Source organism: Acinetobacter sp. ANC 4973 (assembly GCF_002135275.1).
Lineage (GTDB): Bacteria > Pseudomonadota > Gammaproteobacteria > Pseudomonadales > Moraxellaceae > Acinetobacter > Acinetobacter kyonggiensis.
Genome location: NZ_NEGM01000003.1, coordinates 14,622 through 33,988 on the forward strand (window position 1 = coordinate 14,622; position 19,367 = coordinate 33,988).

Sequence of the window (19,367 nt, forward strand, 5' to 3'; positions counted from 1 at the left end):
ACTATGTTTTACTTTATAAGAGTTATGCTTAAATGGCTACCTCTTTACCTAACAAGTGCGTTAAATCTTGTCGTGCAGCATCATCTATTTGCTGTTTATCGACTTTAATATACGCAACCTGTTGGTCGGGCATCACCACGACTTCTTCAATACCACGAATTGCCAAAAGTTGAGAAGTCCATTCATCCGTTTGTTTGCTTTCAGGCAAACGAATCACTAACGATGACAGATAACGTGGCTGAACCAATCCAAAACTAATCAATAACCAAACCACAGCTATCGCGGTCAAAATTCCCCAACCCATTGAGGTATTGTTCAAAATAAGCAGTTGCCCACCAATCATACCGCCAAAAAATGCACCTAAAAACTGGCTACTGGCATTCACACCCATAGCGGTTGCTTTGGATTGAATGGGCGCAGATTTGGACAGCCAAGAAGGCAATAATGCTTCCATGACGTTAAAGGCAATAAAGAATAAAGCGAGGCCTAACAGTAAGATATATTTCGACTCAAAGCCAAAAATCAGCACCAATAAACCTAAAACAATCCCACCAATCGCGGTTAAGAAAATACCGCGCATTTTGCGATATTTTTCCGCCAAAATAATACTGGGAAAAGCAAAAAATAGGCTAATCACCAGTAAAGGTAAATACACCAATCCATGACGCGAAAGTGGAATATCAGCAAATTCGATCAGTTGTGATGGCATGTAAATAAACATCGCGGTCAGCAATAAATGCAGTGCAAAGACTGAAACATGCAGACGGTTTAAATCACCCATTTTCAAGACTTGTTTTAATTGTGTCACATAGCCTTGCTGATAATTTCGATGATGACGCGTCACTTTAGGCACCAACAGCAACATTGAAATTGCAGCAACCCCCATAATCGTGGTCACCCAAAACAGTCCAGAAATACCGACCAAACTGGTTAACCAAGGCCCAAGACTGAAGGCCACCATAAAGGACACCCCAATACTCATGCCCATAACGGCCATGGCTTTACTGCGTTGTTCCTCACGCGTGACATCAGCAAGCAATGCCATCACCACCGCAGAAACGGCTCCACCGCCGGCAATCGCACGACCAATAATCACGCCATAAATGCTCTCAGACATCGCAGCAACTGCACCGCCAAGCGCAAACAACAATAAGCCTAAAATCACCAAAGGCTTACGGCTAAAACGATCTGCCAGTAAGCTAAATGGAATTTGTAAAATGGCTTGGGTTAAACCATACACACCGACAGCTAAGCCAATCAGCGCAGGTGTTGCACCTTGATATGACTGCCCTGCCACGGAAAACACAGGAATAATCATGAACAAGCCCAGCATACGCAGTGCAAAAATACTGCTTAAGGCAAAGGTTGAACGGCGTTCTAAAGCATTCATCATATCAATAAGCTTGGTTTTATGAGTTTAATTTCGATTGACTATCCTACAACATTCATATTACAGATGCTGATTTATTCCAAGATGAGCCACCATAAAAAAGGGCGCATTTTCATGCACCCTTATTGTAACCGTTTTTCTTAAACAACGATTAACCGATACGTTCTTGACGCTTACGATATTGAATCGAGGCAAAAATTGCCCAAACAATAAATGCCACACCAATTAAACCTGTGACCACTTCAGGAATATGTACGCCTGTACCACTGGCCAGCATAATAAATGCCAAAGCACCAATCGCATAATGCGCACCATGTTCAAGGAACACATAGGCATCTAAGGTGCCTTTTTCAACCAAGTAAATGGTCATTGAACGCACGAACATCGCGCCAATTGCCAGACCCAGCATGATAATCACCACATCTGAGGTAATGGCAAAAGCACCAATTACACCATCAAAACTAAAGGAGGCATCTAAGACTTCAAGGTAAATAAAACCACCTATGCCCGCTTTAATCACACCTGTTGATGCACCACTGGCATCATGACTGACCGCATTGCCCTCTTCATCAATTTCAGGTTCACCGCCTAACAAATGACTCAGCACTTGCACGCCAATGTAAACCACAATGCCCCAAATACCCGCCATGGTCACCACTAAACGCGTCGCTTCATCTACATTTGCAGCCATGATCAATAAGCCAATTAATGCAAGGAAGACTGACATTGCAGGAACATTAGCTAGATTCGATAAACGTGCTTCAAGCCATCTAAACCAGTGCGTATCTTTTTCACTATCAAAGAAGAAATTCAGAAAAACTAGCAATAAAAATGAGCCACCAAATGCTGCAATTTCAGCATGATGTGCCATCAATTTCTCTGAATAAAGCAGAGGCTCATTGATCGCCATTTTCACCACGTCCAGCATGCCCATGTCCGCAGTCACGGCAACAATGACTATCGGGAAAACTAAACGCATACCAAATACGGCAATCACAATACCAACGGTTAAAAAGATCATTTTCCAAAAATGATCCCAACCGCGTAGTACCGAGGCATTCACCACGGCATTATCGAAAGAAAGCGACACTTCCATCACTGCTAAAATGGCAGTAATGGTCAATGCCGTGAACATGGTCTTTAAACCTGCTTCTGGGCCATGGGTATAACCCCAATATGCAGAAATCGCCAGACACACGATCGTAAAAATGATTGAGAAACCAAAATGTTTCATCATGATAGATCGACCTATAGAGAAATATTGATATCAATTGAATTCGGTAAAACTTAACCAGAGTGCTTAAGATTTTATGCGCACAATTATGACGACTTTTGCAGATTAATCCAAAGTTCTTCGGATGATTTTTTTGAACTGTAAATACACTATTTATTTTATGTCGTATCCTGACGTAATAACTCTTGCTATAGTCCCCGTCATCTGTAAATTCTTCTTTTCATTAGGATGACGACATGAGCTTTTCTCAAGATCTATGGCAACGCAATTTAGCGTTATATCAAAAAACTTTAGCGCTGCCATTTAACCAAGAACTTGCTCAAGGCACATTAAGCCAAGAGGTGTTTAGCCATTATGTGATTCAAGATGCGCATTATTTACTGGCTTATGGTCGTGCGCTGGCGGTTTGTGCGGCAAAAGCTTTCACAGCCGATGATGTGATGCAATTTTCTGAAGCAGCAAAAATTGCCATTGTGGTGGAACGCAGTCTACATGATAGCTTTATGCGTGAATTTGATATTTCTAAAGATCAATTTGAAACCACGCCGCTCACTTTAGCCTGCCATCATTACACCTCATTCTTAACCGCAACAGCATGGTCTGAAAGCTATCCTGTGGTGTTGGCTTCGTTACTGCCATGTTTTTGGATTTATGCCGAAGTCGGTAAAGATATTGTGAACCATTCAATTGCGAATAACCCTTATCAAGCATGGATCGACACCTATTCAGGCGAAGACTTCCATCAAGCGGTACGCAATGTGATTAACACCATTGATCAAGTCGCGGCACGTTGCGATGCGGATACCCTTGAAAAAATGCATCACGCTTATACCAATGCTGCCAAACTAGAATGGTTATTCTGGGATAGTGCTTATGATCAAAGACAGTGGTTAGGTTTGGATGCTTAATTCGACTCCGTCTCAAATCTAAATACTTTGATAAGCAAGCCTCCCTCTTACACCATATATAGCGCAGAATTCGAGGGAGGATTTTCTTTTACTGCTGAAATGTCTGCCATCCATAAATCAATCCTGCCGCAGCCACAATCCAACACACGGTAGCGATACCTAGACATGACCACATCGACATTTTTGTGGCCAGCAGATACACCATCAACAAATAAATGGCATAGGGAATCAACGACCACAAACCGAATAATGCGGTTTTGCGTAAAGCTTCTGCCCCCTGCTGCTGTGACACAATCACATGCGCAATCAAGGCAAAAGTTGGAAAAAGTGGAACCAGACCTGCAATATAAAATGCCTTGCTTTTAGAAAATATCGAAATCACCAGTACCGCAGCGGCACCTAACATACATTTCAAAAATAAAGACAACATATTCACAGACCCAACAGCAAAAACTTTAAGCCACTGAGTTTATGCCAATCGCACTCCCTAGAACACATTTAGCGCAATCAGAGCAAGCAATGCTGGCATCGCCTGAATATAAAGAATCTTTTTACTTGCCGTCATTGCACCATAAACACCAGCCACCAAAACACAGCCTAAAAAGAAGTTGGCAAGTTGAATGGCGAAGGGTGCAGATGCAAAGAGTGACCAAATCAGTCCCGCCGCTAAGAAGCCATTATATAAACCCTGATTTTGCGCTAAAACTTTGGTGAGTTTTGCCTTTTCAGCATTGTTACCAAAGGCTTTCATGCCTAAAGGTTTATCCCACAAAAACATTTCTAAAATTAAAAAATAAACATGTAAAATTGCAATAACAGCAATCAAAACCTGAGCAATGATCATAAAATTTCCTTTTTATTCTTCAGACAATATGTTGCATTCTAACGATGAATCTATCGAAACACTAAATTTCACCCTTTAAATTTCTGACTTACAGGTATAAAAAAACACCATTACCACGCGTTTATTTTAAATCCTGAACTGATCCGACACAAAATGACGTTTAAATTCTTTTTAATACAGCTTGAACATTTTTCATGCGCTATCATATATAACTTTCAATTTATCCATTCCCGAGATGTTTTATGAGCCAAAGTCACATCCGTATTCGAGGCGCACGTACCCATAACTTAAAAAATGTGTCACTCGATATTCCACGCGACAAATTCGTGGTGATTACGGGACTCTCAGGCTCAGGCAAATCCTCCCTTGCCTTTGATACTTTATATGCCGAAGGTCAGCGTCGTTATGTCGAATCACTGTCTGCCTATGCACGCCAATTCCTGTCTCAAATGGAAAAACCCGAAGTTGATTCGATTGAGGGCTTAAGTCCCGCGATTGCCATTGAGCAAAAATCAACCAGCCACAACCCACGTTCAACCGTGGGAACCATCACCGAAATTTACGACTATTTACGTCTGCTCTATGCCCGTGTTGGTACACCGTACTGCCCTGAACATGATTTACCCATGGTTGCCCAGACCATTTCAGAAATGGTCGATGCGGTCAAAAACCTAGAAGAAGGCACAGCACTAATGTTGCTTGCCCCTGTAGTACGTGATCGTAAGGGTGAATACAGCAACCTATTTGAGCAACTGCAAAGTCAAGGTTTTGTCCGTGCCCGTGTCGATGGTGAAGTGATGGATATTGATCCACCACCCGAACTGGATAAAAAGAAAAAACATACTATTGAAGTGGTGGTCGATCGCTTTAAAGTCCGTGATGACCTCGGCAACCGTATTGCAGAGTCTTTTGAAACAGCACTGCGCTTGGGTGGCGATATTGCCATTTTGTCATGGATGAATGCCGAACATGCAGATCGCGTGTTTTCTGCAAAGCACTCTTGCCCAGAATGTGAACGTGCAGTGGGAGAACTCGAACCGCGTCTATTTTCGTTCAACAATCCATTTGGTGCCTGTCCTGTCTGTGATGGACTAGGTACACGTAGCCATTTTAGTGCCGACAAACTGATTCCAAACAATGAGGTTTCGATTAGCCAAGGTGCGATTCGTGGCTGGGACAGACAACGTCCGTATTACTACAGCATGATCGAAAAAGTCGCAGCACATTTTGGTTTTTCATTAGATACGCCTTGGAATGAACTGGATGCCGAAACCAAAAAGAAATTTCTTTACGGTACGGGCAAAGACAAAGTCGACCTCAGTTATATCGATGAACGTGGTCGTTCGCATAAACGTGTACAACCCTTTGAAGGGATTTTGCCGCACCTCGAGCGTCGTTACCGTGAAACAGAGTCGAACTATGTACGTGAAGATTTAGCACAATACTTATCAAATGCAGCCTGTGATGCCTGTGATGGTTCACGTCTGAATGAAATATCACGTAATGTTAAAATCTTAGACAAAACCATTGCCCAAATTACAAAAATGTCGATTGGTGATGCTGCACAGTATTATCAAACGGTACATCTTGAAGGGGCTAAAGGCGAAATTGGCGACAAGATTTTTAAAGAAATTCGTGAGCGATTACACTTTCTGGTGTCTGTTGGTTTGAACTATTTAAGCCTGTCACGTTCTGCTGAAACCTTATCGGGTGGTGAAGCACAGCGCATTCGTTTGGCTTCACAAATTGGTGCGGGTCTCATGGGCGTGATGTACGTGCTGGATGAGCCATCGATTGGTTTGCATCAACGCGATAACGACCGTTTACTTGAAACCTTGGTTCGCTTACGTGACTTAGGCAACACCGTATTGGTGGTTGAGCATGATGAAGATGCCATTCGTGCAGCCGATCATATTATTGATATTGGCCCAGGTGCAGGTGTTCATGGTGGGCATATTATTGCCGAAGGTACTTATGAAGAAATTTTGGCCAACCCTAATTCACTGACAGGACAATATCTGTCAGGTAAGTTAAAAATTGCAGTGCCAAAAGTTCGTACTCAACCACCGAAACCTGAAGAACAAATTAAACTGATGGGCGCATGTGGTCACAACCTACAACAGGTCGATTTGACCATTCCTTTAGGCATTATGACCTGTGTCACAGGCGTTTCTGGTTCGGGTAAATCAACCCTGATTAACCGTACATTGTTACCACTTGCCGCGACTCAACTGAATGGTGCAACCACGCTCACAGCTGAAAAATTTGATTCGATTGATGGCCTACAATTTTTAGATAAAGTCGTCGATATTGACCAAAGTCCGATTGGGCGTACCCCGCGTTCAAATCCTGCAACCTATACTGGTTTATTTACGCCTATTCGTGAACTGTTTGCGCAAACGCCTGAAGCCAAAGCCCGTGGTTATGCTGCGGGTCGTTTCTCGTTTAACGTGAAAGGTGGTCGTTGTGAAGCCTGTGAAGGCGACGGTATGATTAAAGTGGCGATGCATTTCTTACCCGATATGTATGTGCCTTGCGATAACTGTCATGGCGACCGTTATAACCGTGAAACTTTGGAAGTCGGCTATAAAGGTAAAAATATTTCTGATGTTTTGGGCATGACTGTTGAAGATGCCATGCATTTCTTTGATGCTATTCCTGTGATTCACCGTCGTTTAGAAACGCTACATCAAGTTGGCTTGGGTTATATCCGTTTAGGTCAATCTGCGACCACACTTTCAGGTGGTGAAGCGCAACGGGTGAAATTGGCACGTGAACTGGCGAAGCGCGATACGGGTAAAACCATTTATATCTTAGATGAACCGACCACGGGTTTACATTTCCATGACATTGCAAAGCTACTGGATATTTTGCATGAGCTGCGTAATAAGGGGAATACCATTGTGGTGATTGAGCATAATCTGGACGTGATTAAAACTGCCGATTGGGTGATTGATTTAGGGCCTGAAGGTGGTGCAGGTGGCGGTATGATTATTGCCGAAGGTACACCTGAAGACGTTGCAAAAAGTGAAGTTTCACATACCGCGAAGTTCTTAAAGACGATGTTGAAATAAGAATGTGTAAATCTCCCCTAACCCCTCTTTGATAAAGAGAGGAATTCCCTCCTTTTTAAAAGGAGGGTTAGGGAGGATTAAAAATGATAAAAATAGTGTTCTCTTTGAACTAAGCACATGATAAAACGGTGATTCATTTAACGTTTTTTATTTTTAAAATTTGATCTTATGAATTTACCTGAACCTAAAAACTTACCTTATAAAACATTACTTGCTGATATTGAAAAAGGGTTAATTAAAATCCCCCAATTTCAACGTGACTACGTATGGAATATAGAAAGAGCAGCTAATTTAATTGATAGTATTCTAAAAGGTTATCCTATTGGTACTTTCATTACATGGAAGACTAAAGAAAGTTTAAGAGTAGTTAAAAATTTAGGTAACGTAGCTCTTCCTCCTGTACCAGAAGGTGATTTTGCAGAATATGTTCTGGATGGGCAGCAAAGACTAACTAGTTTATTCTGCGCGCTAAAAGGTTTAACAATAGTCCGTGGTTCAAAAAATGATGATTTTAGTAAAATTTTTATTAATTTAACAGCAAACCCTGAAGAACAAATTGTCGTCACAGATGTATCTAATTTTGAAGATAAAACCTATATCAGCCTTACTGATTTAATCAATTCAGGTCTATCTACTCTAGTTACATATGATTCTAAATTTCATTTACTACTTGATGAATATAAACAAATTATTCAAAGTTATAATTTTTCACTTATAGAAGTAAAAGAAGCTTCTATTGATGTAGCAACTGAGATTTTTACTCGAATTAATGTTGGTGGTAAACCATTATCACTTTTTGAAATTATGGTTGCAAAAACTTTTGACTCAGAAAAAGAGTTTGACCTTTCCGAAAAATTTCAAAATTTAGTCAGCACGTTAAAAAATGTTGAATATGACACCATTTCTGATGCTACAGTTTTGCAAATAGTTTCATTAATTATTACCAAAGAATGTAATCGGAAAAATATTCTTCGTTTGGAAAAAACTCAGTTCATTAATATTTGGGACAATGTAGTTAAGGCAATTGAAGCTGCCGTTGACTATTTAAAAGGTTATTATCGAATCCCTGTTTCAAAGTTATTACCCTACAATGCATTACTTGCCCCTTTTGCTTATTTCTTTTATCACCACAAAGACAAACCATTAGATAAGAAACAAAAGTATTTGGAAGATTTTTTTTGGCGAATTAGCTTAGGTGGAAGATATTCAAGTTCTGTTGAAAGTAAATTAGCTCAAGATATTAAAAAAATTGATTTAATTCTTGTAGAAATACAACCAGAATATGATTGGTATATTGATACTTCACCAGAATTTATACGTAAGAATGGTAGTTTTAATGCAGGTCGTAGTTATATAAAAGCAATGTTATGCATATTCGCTTATTACAGACCCGTTTCATTTATTGATGGGGCTATCGTAAACATTAATAATGATTGGCTTCATAGAGCTAATAGTAGAAATTATCATCATTTCTTTCCTAAAGCTTATTTAAGCAAAAAGGGCATTGGGGAAGCCCAAAGTAATCATATTGCTAATATTACAATCGTAGATGATTTTTTAAATAAAAGACAAATTGGTGCTAAAGCACCATCCGAGTATATGACGAAGTTTAGAGAGCAAAACCCTAGTTTACAAAATCATATGCTTACTCATCTGATTAATATCAATAATTATGGAATTTGGACTAATGATTATGAAAATTTTATCCAACAGCGTTGCAAAGCATTATCATTAGAAATAGAAAAGAGAATTTTACTCACATGCAATGATACCATTCATAGCCAAATAATAAATCTAGAAGATGTAGATACTCAAGAAGTAGAGATGATTTAAAATTTAAAATGCAGTAGCGGTATTTAACCCGCTACTGCATTTTTCCCATTTTCTTTGGCCTTAAACAAAGACTTGTCGGCTTTTTCTAATAATGCCATCCAAGACACTGCCCCGACCGCAACCCCTGCACTGACAGAAATTTTAATATTTTGATTTATTTCAGCAATATATAATTCAGAAGCGCCAATTTCATTCAGCATTTTATTTGCAATGACCAAAGCATCATGAAAATGAATCTGCTCGATTAACACTAAAAATTCGTCACCACCATAACGGACAATTAAATCCGAAGTGCGCACATTAAATTGTAATTTTTCTGCCACCAAGCGAATCACTTCGTCACCAATAATATGCCCAAACGTATCATTGACCTGTTTAAAATCATCAATATCGAAAATAATTAAACCGATTTGCGTAAATTTTTCAGGCTTTCTGTCTACATATTTAATATATTCATCTAAAGCTAAACGATTCGATACCCCCGTCAAAGTATCGGTATTGGCAATATTTCTAAGCTGAAATTCGAAAGCATCACGTTGTTGCAGCACGCCTTTCAGCTTTTGAATGGCATCCAATAAAGTCACGGGATCGGCAGAGGAATTTTTATAATCACTATCGGTCACTTTATACTGTGCCAATTGGAGAATTGAATTTCTGGCATCAATTAAAGGCTTAAACACCCCATTTCTGGCATAAATCATGGTGAAAAATGCAGTGATCAAGCAAATCAGCGCAACCAATAAAGTTAAAATAAAGATATGATATGATTCTTGTTTTTCTTTTTGTGCAACATATAAACTGTAATCAAGAATATAGCTTTGTAAATTGACCACCGTAACAAATTTGTCCACCATCACTTCTGTTAATTGCGTGCCTGTTAAGGCGTAAGGTTGATTATGCAAACTTTCATCGATCAAACCAGCAACCGTTGGAATGCCCTGATCTAAAAATTGTGTTTTTACTTGCCGATGCAAAGCTAAATATTCGGGCGTTTTATCCTGTTCAGGCTGAATCGTATTGACCAAAGCCCACAAATAATTGACTTGATGTTGAGTCTGCAAAGAACGCGCTAAATTATCCTCAGAGATTTTTTCTTTAAAAGTCACAGGTGCAATCACATTCGATGCCATTCGTCCTGCCTGATCACGTAAATCCGACAAAATTAAAATCAGCGTGTAGTACTCAGAAACAGCTGTTCCTTTACCATCAGATTGCACCAACTCATTTTTTAAAATTTCGTAGCAACTGTCCCAAACCTTAAACATGTGCTGAATGGCATCATCAAACTGTTCTGAATTACGTTGGGATAGAGGTAACGCAGTATAAGTATCTACCGCTTGACGACCCTGTTGTAGGCTCTTTTTTAAGTTGTTAAATAAAATGTTGTCCTGAGTCGAAAAGCTTTTTGTCTTTAAAATATGTAGGGTTTGTTCAATTTGTAAATCAACTTCTTGTCGATATTCATGTAATTCTTTTAAGTTCGCTGCTAATTCATCAGCACGACTCGACATCACCTTATTGGCAGGTGCTCTTTCACGTGAAATTTTATTGGCTAAATCCGCCACCGCACGAAGCGCAGAAATTTCTGATAATGCTCGATCTGCTTTCTGATAGGTCTTATAGCTACTCACAATTAACGGAACAGAAAGCAAAAGCAGAGAGAAGATAATCAGAATCATCGACCAGAAAAGTTGTTGACTAATACGCTCCGAACGTAATTTATACATGGATTCAATCTGCCCCGTACAAAACCAACTGGTCAATCATAATGCTGATGATTTCCATAATAGACTCACATATATTACATGATATAAACATCAATAATTTGTTTTATCAGGTACTTATGATATTTTTAATAAAATCATCGCTATACAGCATTTTAGAATTTTGATTATTAATAAACCATCTTCTAGTGTAAATAAAAGAATAATCCTAACTTATCTAACACATCCAAAGTAAGCTGCTTACGTTCGCCCACATCATCGCCATCATGCATTTCCAAATTTAAAACAAAAGCGGTGATCTGTCCATTGGGTTGTTCAACCCACCCTGTGTACCAACCCACTTGGGGCTTTACATCCATTCCCCAACCACTTTTTGCATATAGTTTTGTATCACCACGACGCTCAATATAAAGCATTTCTTTGACCTGTTTTTGTACTTTTACATCAAAAAGTAATTGCTCTGTTGCCAGTTGATAAACAAATTTTACTTCTTGTTCTGGGGTTACTTTTAAAGGGCCAACCAGCCAAAAATTATCCACCTGTTGACCAATTTTTTGATTGCCAAAACCAAGTCGAGAAACTTCTTTCTGCATCAACTCTAACCCAATACGTCTAGCAAGCTCTTGATACACTGGAACTGCTGAAGCTTGCATGGCTTGCGCCAAGTTCATGTCTTTTTCCCACGCAGAAAATGAACGCTTTTCACCCTTCCATTCAAACACTTCGGAAGTAGTTACTTTATGATGCTGAAGACCAATCAATGCATTTAACATTTTAAATGTTGAAGCTGGAATATAGGCATTCTTAGCACGGGCCAAAGCATTACCATAACAATGAAACTGCTGACCGTCATAAGTCATAAAAATGGCTGATGTATTTGCAGCGTTGAATAATGCCTTAATCTCTTCTGAGCGTTCAAATGTTGCCTTCGAAACCACCTTTTGTACGGATGGATCAGACGTCTGCGCCATGTTCATGTGGCAAGCACTTAATTGCGTTAAAAGTAATAAACAGCCGAAGTAAAATAACCCCTGTTGCATCTAAAAAATCTCGATGGAATAAATGCATATTTTTATCAAATCTGACGACAAAACTTTGTATCAATTACGCATATACGAAATATTTTTATGACCGTGATCAGGAAATATTTACACATGCCATAATTTAGTGCATAATGCACCTTATTAGGGCAAATCAAAGTCATTCCTCAGCAGGATTTTTGATTTCCCGAGATTTTTGGCTGAAAAAACCCAGTTTTCTTTGAAAGCTGGGTTTTTTTATACTTTAAAATAAATCAACAATTCTCAAATTTGATAAACAAGCACCAAATTAGCGCACAAAAATTTCAGGATTTATCTTTTTTTATCTATATGAAGTCTCAGACTGAATGATTGATTCATGAATTCAAAAATAGAGCTGGAGTAATCACACGACTTTGTGAATTATTTTTAGATTTAAATGCTGTCTTACTGACAAATAAAGAAAGTGTAAGCGTAATTTTTTGATAAAAAAAAGCCCAACCTTGGGGAAAGCTGGGCATATAAAACAAAAACTTTCTCTGTGGAGAATCAGATCATGTTCACATTATTTCAATGTAGTATGATCTGATAGGTGAATTATGTAAAAAATAACCAAATAAGTAAAGCCTATTAAAGCGGTTGGTTTTTTAAACTCAGCACAAAATAAAACAATAATGTGAATTAGTTCACAAAATACTTATTAATATGCTTATTTTTTAAGCAATTAAATGGTGATTTTTAGCCCAATTTTCTGGGAATGGTCTACATTCTATTCAAAATATGACAAATTATTCACGCTATAGCAGCACATATTAATTGTTTTTTACTATTAAAAATAAATATTTAATCTAATTTAACATTGTTAAAAATCATCTGCATTTCATCCATTCTTCATCAGCTCAGCTGCATGAATGCCCATATTCTTTTGTTCTGAAAAAGGTTTTTCAGCGTTGACATGCCATATTTCAATTGCACATTTTTCAATCAATTACACTATTTAGAGTAAAAACTCAATAAAACAATATTGTTTTAGTTCATTGACTTAATGTTTTGTTACAATACAATGACTGCTGTTTAATCCATTTTTAACAGAACTGGTAATTATTATGAAAAAACTTGGTTTAGCCACTGCTTTATTATTAGCCATGACCGGTGCTCAAGCGTATCAATTTGAAGTTCAAGGTCAATCTGAGTTCATCGACAACACTGTAAATGACAAAAATTTTACAGGTGCTGTGCAAGGAACTTACTATTTCAAAAATGTTGACGCGTCAAAAGGTCCATTGGCTGAAGCAGCATTCTTAAACCAAGCTTCTAACGCATCTTTAGCTTACAACTATGGCGAATACGACGTTAATGCTGACAAGGCTGACTTCACTTCGCACACTATCGGTGCTAAAGCTGAAGCTTATATTCCAACTAAAGTTGTTCCTGTATACGCTAGCGCGTCTTATAGCAACACTATTACAGACAACAAAGATAACAAAGCTGATGACCACGGCGACCGCTATGCAGTTGAAGTCGGTGCTGTCGTTGTGCCTAATTTCTTGGTTGCTGTAGGTTACACTAGCGCGCCTAACCAAACTTCGTATGACGCTTTCAACATTCTGTCTAACGGTGTTGCGAAAGCAGCTTTAGAATCTAAAACAATTGCCCGTGACCAAGATGCAGTGACTGCACGTACTAAATACGTGGGTGCAATTGACGGCACGAACATGGCCATTGGTTTCGAAACCAACGTATTATTTGCTGAATACAAAACTTACGGTTTCAAAACTGACTTATTTGTAAACCCTAAATTAAGCGTTGGCGCATCTTATGCTGAATCAAGCATCAGTGATTCTCCAAACAAAGCTTGGGGTGCAAACGTAAATTACTTCATTACTCCAGCAGTCGCTGTTGGTGCAAACTATGTTAGCGCTAATGCTGAAAAAGGTTCAGTACGTGATACTGAAACTGTTGGCGTAAATGCTAAATTCCGCTTCTAATTCATTTTAGAAACTGAATTAAAAAAAGGACTCCATGTGAGTCCTTTTTTAATTTCTAGCTTTTTATTCAGCGGTTCTGACTAGACTTAAGAAATGTAAATGGCGTTCATATTGGTCAATAATATCTTGCAACAGATCCTCCAACGTCCAGTCCATCACATCATAGTTTTGACCACCTTCTCTTAAAAAGACTTCTGCTTGATAGTACTTCACGTCATTCAACGTGGCTTCTGCCATAAAACTCGGTGGCACCGTTTCTTGCGCAACCACTTGGTAAACGAAATTAATTTCATTGTGATGATCAACTCTGAGTTCCATTCCACCACCGTCAATGCTTTGAATTAAAACCTCAAGCTGACGACGCTGAAACTCCTTTTGTACACTTTTAAATGCATTTAATACCTCAGAATCAATATAGTGCTGAATCTCCTGTTCACTATGCGGATAGTGCATAATCAAACCTAAGCGTTGTTGCCAGCTTCGCGGATTCTGAATCGCTCGAGGTGTAATACGTGCCTGTTGCAACGCATTCATTTTGGTCACCTCTAAATGCAAGGCTTTTAATAGTCCCCAGCAGATCAACAGCAGAATAAAAGTAAAGGGTAATGCACTCATCATGGTCGCAGACTGTAACGCACTTAAACCACCGACCAACAATAAAACGATGGCCAAAACAGCCATCAGCACAGTCCAAAATAGCCTTTGCCACATTGGAGAGTTTTCCGACTTAGCGGTTAAATAATCGGTAACCAATGCACCTGAATCTGCCGATGTGACAAAAAACAGCATCACTAAAAAGGTCGCCAATACACTCATAACAGCAGAGAACGGCAAACTATGTAGAAATTCAAACAGTGCAACCGATGAATCTTGCTGAACGGCCAAGACCAGCGCATGATTTGCTTCATGTAAAATGCTATATAGCGCAGCATTGCCCATGAAGCCCATCCAAATCAGGGTAAATCCAGTCGGAATAAGCAAGACACCGACAATAAATTCACGAATACTGCGACCTTTAGAAACACGGGCAATAAACATCCCAACAAAGGGTGACCATGAAATCCACCATGCCCAATACATAATCGTCCAACCGCCAATCCAGCCATTCGGTTGATAGGCATACAAATTAAAGGTCATCGCAAATAAATTGGAGATGTATTGTCCCGCATTTTGAATAGTGGTTTGCAGTAAATAAATAGACGAACTGGCAAAAAATACAAACAGCAGTAAAATCAGTGCAAGGATTAAATTCAGCTCAGAGAGCCGTTTAATGCCTTTATCCAGCCCTAAAAATACCGACATTGATGCCATCGCACTCACCACAACAATCAAGATCACTTGTGTTATCGGAGACTGTTCAATGCCAAATAGGTAATTCAGCCCTGCATTGATTTGAGTGACACCAAAACCCAATGTGGTTGCAACACCAAAAACGGTGCCAATCGTTGCAAAGGTATCCACCGCATCCCCTAGAGGGCCATAAATCTTTTTTCCAATAATTGGATATAAAGATGAACGAATTTTGAGTGGCAGATTGTGTCGATAAGCAAAATAGGCCAGTGATAATCCAACCACTGTATAAATCGCCCAAGCATGTAAACCCCAATGAAAGAAAGTCACACGCATCGCTTGTTGTGCAGATTGAATGGTTTCTGCTTCACCTGTAGGTGGAGAAACATAGTGCATGACAGGTTCCGCGACACCAAAAAACATCAGCCCGATGCCCATACCTGCGGTAAACAGCATGGCAAACCATGAAGCATTACTATAAGCAGGTTGGCTATGGTCAGGGCCCAGTTTAATTTTGCCCATATCTGATAACGCAATATAAATGAGTAAAATCAGAAAAATGGCAACAGATAAAACATAGAACCAACTAAAGGAATCGGTCACCCACTGATTTAACTGTTGCGTTATAAGCTCAAATGAATTGGGTGCTAAAACGACTACTGCAAGGAAAATAACAATAATAGCGACGGTACTTAAAAAGACATTTGGATTGACATTGGCAAACCATGATGCATTTTTGGAAGGCATAAATCCCCCATTTTATATTTTAATTAACGTGACAGACCTAAAGGTCAAACAGAGCATTCATCGAAGATGAATAAAAGACGAGTTCAATAGCAATAAATAAAAACTCAAAAGCATCATAAATTAATGATCAAAACAAAGCAGTTACATTCCTGTAACACTCTGATGATTGCCTTTTATTTATGCTCTTGATCATTTTTAGGTAAATGCGCGATGTATTGCAGGGAAATGAGGCGTGAGACAATCAGTGCTAAATACATCACACCACAAAACATTTGCAGCATTGCCAACACTCGTGCTGGTGCACTTAGCGGCATTAAATCTGATAATCCAGTCGCTGATTGCAAACTAAAACTGAGAAACAATAAATTAAGCCACGTCTGCATACCGCTCATATTGGGATTTTGAAAACTATCGGGTACTAAAATCTGGCAAATACTATATAAAAATGCAAACCCCCAAGCCAGCAGGGTAAATACTGCTCCCGCAGCAAACATTTCATCTCTGGTTAAATAGCGGTCTTCAAACATATAGCGTAATAAACCATAGGCGGCACTAAAATAAGCTGCGGCTTCAAAACCATGTGCAATCACTTGAACCATTCGATGATCGAAGCCCAATAACATCAATAAAGAGAAAAGTACCGCTCCACCCACAAAACTGAGTCCTAAAATGGTAAACATCGGGGTTTGGCGAATCACTTTAGCAATCACCAGTAAAACCAAGACGCCCAAAACCCAAGTTAAGGTGCGATAGGTCATGCTGTAATTGACCGTGATAGATAAGATTAAAATAATGAATTGCAATAAAATGAGCCAAGCAGAGGGCAATAAGCGAAAAACTTTCCAAACGTCAATAAGCACCTGCATTTCCCACTCCAAGATCGTTCTGTTTTTGTTTATTTCAGTGTTTTCTTTTTTGAATCTTATTAACTTAGCATGAATTGGGCACAAAATACGACTGCCCCTTGCCAGAATAAAAGTCACAAATAGATTTTGGGCATAAAAGTAGCCATACAAAATGAACGGATAACCGAATTCAAGCTGTCAGTGTAAAAGCCATGATGCGATGCAAAAATAAAGTTCAAACTGAATTTATATGTTGCTACTGAATCAGTAGATAACTTGCATAAATCAAAAAATGCAGTGCATAAAAAAAGTCCCCTAAGGGACTTCTTTATTGCTTGTATTTTTAAGTCTTAGTGATCAGATGCACCAGAGATCCCAATACCTGTTTGAGAGCGTACATACTGCGCATCAAATGCTTTACGTTCTGCTTCTGCACGTGCTGAACTATCAGTCACAGAGAACAACCAGCAGCAGAAGAATGACAATGGCATTGCGAAAATTGCAGGACCATTAAATGGATTCACTGCTGTATCAGAAATACCCAATGTATCGACCCAAACTGCTTTCGCTAGAACAATCAATGTTACCGCTGTCACTAAACCAACCACGCCACCAATCACTGCACCACGTGTGGTTAAACCTTTCCAGAACATTGAAAGTACAAGAACTGGGAAGTTGGCACAAGCCGCTACTGAGAATGCTAGACCCACCATGAAGGCAACGTTTTGTTTTTCGAACAAAATACCCAAAATCATGGCAAAAATTGCTAAACCTAAAGTTGCAATTTTAGACATACGAAGTTCAGATTCAGGAGTCGTTTGACCTTTCTTGAATACGTTTGCATACAAGTCATGTGAAATTGCTGATGCACCTGACAGCGTCAAACCAGCAACGACTGCAAGAATCGTTGCAAATGCCACTGCTGAAATGAAGCCCATAAACAAGTCACCGCCAACAGCATCACTTAAGTGAACTGCCGCCATGTTGTTACCACCAACAAGCTCTAACTTGCCAGTTACAGCCATTTTAGCAACATCAATAAACTGTGGGTTGTTTGATACGTAAAGGATCGCACCGAAACCAATGATGAATGTTAAAAGGTAGAAGTAACCAATGAAACCTGTTGCAACAACCACTGATTTACGTGCTTCTTTGGCATCTTTTACCGTAAAGAAACGCATTAAAATATGTGGCAGACCTGCTGTACCGAACATTAACGCCAGACCCAATGAAATCGCGTCAATTGGATTTGCAGCCAATTTACCCGGTCCCATGATATTTCCAGCTTCCGCTAGACCAATGTCATGCACTTTACTGAAGACTTGAATCGATTGTTCAAACATATTGGTAAAGCTAAAACCGACACCTTTCATAACCATAAAGGCCATGAACGTTGCGCCAGATAAAAGCATAACTGCTTTAATGATCTGTACCCAAGTCGTTGCCAACATACCACCGAAGATCACGTAAGCCATCATCAGTAAGCCAACGATCACGACAGCAATGTTGTAGTTTAGACCGAAAAGCAATTTGATCAACTGACCTGCACCCACCATCTGAGCAATCAGATAGAACGCTACAACAACCAATGAACTGATTGCGGCTAGAGTACGGACCGGTTTTTCTTCCAAACGGAAAGACACAACGTCAGATAAATTGTATTTACCTAAGTTACGCAAACGCTCCGCAACCAAGAACAATACAATTGGCCAACCCACCATGAAACCAAGTGAATACAGTAGACCATCAAAACCTGAGCTAAATACCAGCGCTGAAATACCCAAGAATGACGCTGCCGACATATAGTCACCAGCAATCGCCAAACCATTTTGGAAACCTGAAATACCGCCACCTGCGGTATAGAAATCCTGCGTACTTGTGGTTTGTTTTGCTGCCCATTTGGTAATCACCAAAGTAAACGCAACAAAAATAACGAACATAATAATGGCATGCCAGTTAGTCGCTTGCTGTTGAGCCTCGCCTAAATCTGGACCTGCGATTGCCATACCTGACATGAGCAGCGTTGACGCTGCAAGTGCTTGAGCTTTCAATGAATTCCATTTCATCTTAATGCAGTCCTTTTTCATTGGCAATTGCTTCTACTTCTCGCATTGCATCTTCTGTCAATGGATCAAGGGTCTTATTCGCAATATAGGAATACACGCCGCAGAGTACAAATGATAATACGATGATGCTTAGACCAAGTGGCATACCCAAAGTAGTCACGCCACCAGTGAAAGAAGACATTAACAATTCTTTGTTATAACCAACGAGCAGCATAAAACCGACGTATACAAACAACATAATTGCAGTCAGTGTCCAGCTCAGACGACTTTTTCTTGCAACCATTTCCTTAAACTTTGGATTCTGTAGAATTTGCTCTACCTGTCTCTCATCCATAACCTATACTCCTGTTTGCACCCAACCATAAGTGCTATTTTTAATTCGAATTATTACGTTGTATAACTTAA

General features: G+C 39.4%; 14 protein-coding genes. 4 read left to right on the plus strand and 10 right to left on the minus strand.

Going from position 1 to position 19,367, the window contains the following annotated elements; genetic code table 11:
- Positions 1-28: 28 nt before the first annotated feature.
- Complete coding sequence (locus tag B9T30_RS04845) at positions 29-1,393, minus strand: MFS transporter (protein WP_086184017.1); 1,365 nt, start codon at positions 1,391-1,393, stop codon at positions 29-31.
- A 148-nt stretch (positions 1,394-1,541) separates the two neighbouring features.
- Positions 1,542-2,627, minus strand: coding sequence for a DUF475 domain-containing protein (locus tag B9T30_RS04850; RefSeq protein ID WP_086184018.1), 1,086 nt, complete (start codon positions 2,625-2,627; stop codon positions 1,542-1,544).
- A gap of 233 nt (positions 2,628-2,860) precedes the next feature.
- On the opposite strand from B9T30_RS04850, the gene tenA reads away from it, so the two are divergent.
- Positions 2,861-3,532: a thiaminase II gene (tenA, locus tag B9T30_RS04855; RefSeq protein WP_086184019.1), complete on the plus strand. Its 672-nt coding sequence runs from the start codon at positions 2,861-2,863 to the stop codon at positions 3,530-3,532.
- Between the two features lie 88 nt (positions 3,533-3,620).
- Here tenA and B9T30_RS04860 read toward each other — a convergent pair whose 3' ends face one another.
- Together B9T30_RS04860 and B9T30_RS04865 are read right to left on the minus strand one after the other, a co-directional pair.
- Positions 3,621-3,962: a GlpM family protein gene (locus tag B9T30_RS04860; protein ID WP_086184020.1), complete on the minus strand. Its 342-nt coding sequence runs from the start codon at positions 3,960-3,962 to the stop codon at positions 3,621-3,623.
- A gap of 57 nt (positions 3,963-4,019) precedes the next feature.
- Positions 4,020-4,373, minus strand: coding sequence for a DUF1304 domain-containing protein (locus tag B9T30_RS04865; protein WP_086184183.1), 354 nt, complete (start codon positions 4,371-4,373; stop codon positions 4,020-4,022).
- A 245-nt stretch (positions 4,374-4,618) separates the two neighbouring features.
- Between B9T30_RS04865 and uvrA the strand changes: the two genes are divergently transcribed.
- Together uvrA and B9T30_RS04875 are read left to right on the plus strand one after the other, a co-directional pair.
- A complete protein-coding gene (uvrA, locus tag B9T30_RS04870; RefSeq protein ID WP_086184021.1) occupies positions 4,619-7,450 on the plus strand; it encodes an excinuclease ABC subunit UvrA in 2,832 nt (943 codons plus the stop codon).
- 168 nt (positions 7,451-7,618) lie between these two features.
- Positions 7,619-9,283, plus strand: a complete 1,665-nt coding sequence (locus tag B9T30_RS04875) for a DUF262 domain-containing protein (protein WP_086184022.1) — start codon at positions 7,619-7,621, stop codon at positions 9,281-9,283.
- Between the two features lie 23 nt (positions 9,284-9,306).
- On the opposite strand, the gene B9T30_RS04880 is transcribed toward B9T30_RS04875, so the two are convergent.
- A complete protein-coding gene (locus B9T30_RS04880; protein ID WP_086184023.1) occupies positions 9,307-11,010 on the minus strand; it encodes a GGDEF domain-containing protein in 1,704 nt (567 codons plus the stop codon).
- 182 nt (positions 11,011-11,192) lie between these two features.
- Entirely contained in the window at positions 11,193-12,047 is an 855-nt protein-coding gene (blaOXA, locus tag B9T30_RS04885; protein ID WP_143223192.1) for a class D beta-lactamase, read from the minus strand.
- 1,085 nt (positions 12,048-13,132) lie between these two features.
- Between blaOXA and omp33-36 the strand changes: the two genes are divergently transcribed.
- Positions 13,133-14,014 (plus strand): porin Omp33-36, encoded by an 882-nt coding sequence (omp33-36, locus tag B9T30_RS04890; RefSeq protein ID WP_086184024.1) that lies wholly within the window; start codon positions 13,133-13,135, stop codon positions 14,012-14,014.
- 63 nt (positions 14,015-14,077) lie between these two features.
- Here omp33-36 and B9T30_RS04895 read toward each other — a convergent pair whose 3' ends face one another.
- The 4 genes from B9T30_RS04895 to B9T30_RS04910 form a co-directional block, all read right to left on the minus strand.
- Complete coding sequence (locus B9T30_RS04895) at positions 14,078-16,051, minus strand: BCCT family transporter (protein WP_086184025.1); 1,974 nt, start codon at positions 16,049-16,051, stop codon at positions 14,078-14,080.
- Between the two features lie 173 nt (positions 16,052-16,224).
- A complete protein-coding gene (locus B9T30_RS04900; protein ID WP_086184026.1) occupies positions 16,225-16,917 on the minus strand; it encodes an ion channel in 693 nt (230 codons plus the stop codon).
- A 329-nt stretch (positions 16,918-17,246) separates the two neighbouring features.
- The gene (locus B9T30_RS04905; protein WP_086184027.1) at positions 17,247-18,962 is read right to left on the minus strand and encodes a cation acetate symporter; all 1,716 of its coding nucleotides are present in this window, start codon (positions 18,960-18,962) and stop codon (positions 17,247-17,249) included.
- Between the two features lies 1 nt (position 18,963).
- Positions 18,964-19,296 (minus strand): DUF485 domain-containing protein, encoded by a 333-nt coding sequence (locus B9T30_RS04910; protein WP_086184028.1) that lies wholly within the window; start codon positions 19,294-19,296, stop codon positions 18,964-18,966.
- Positions 19,297-19,367: the final 71 nt, after the last annotated feature.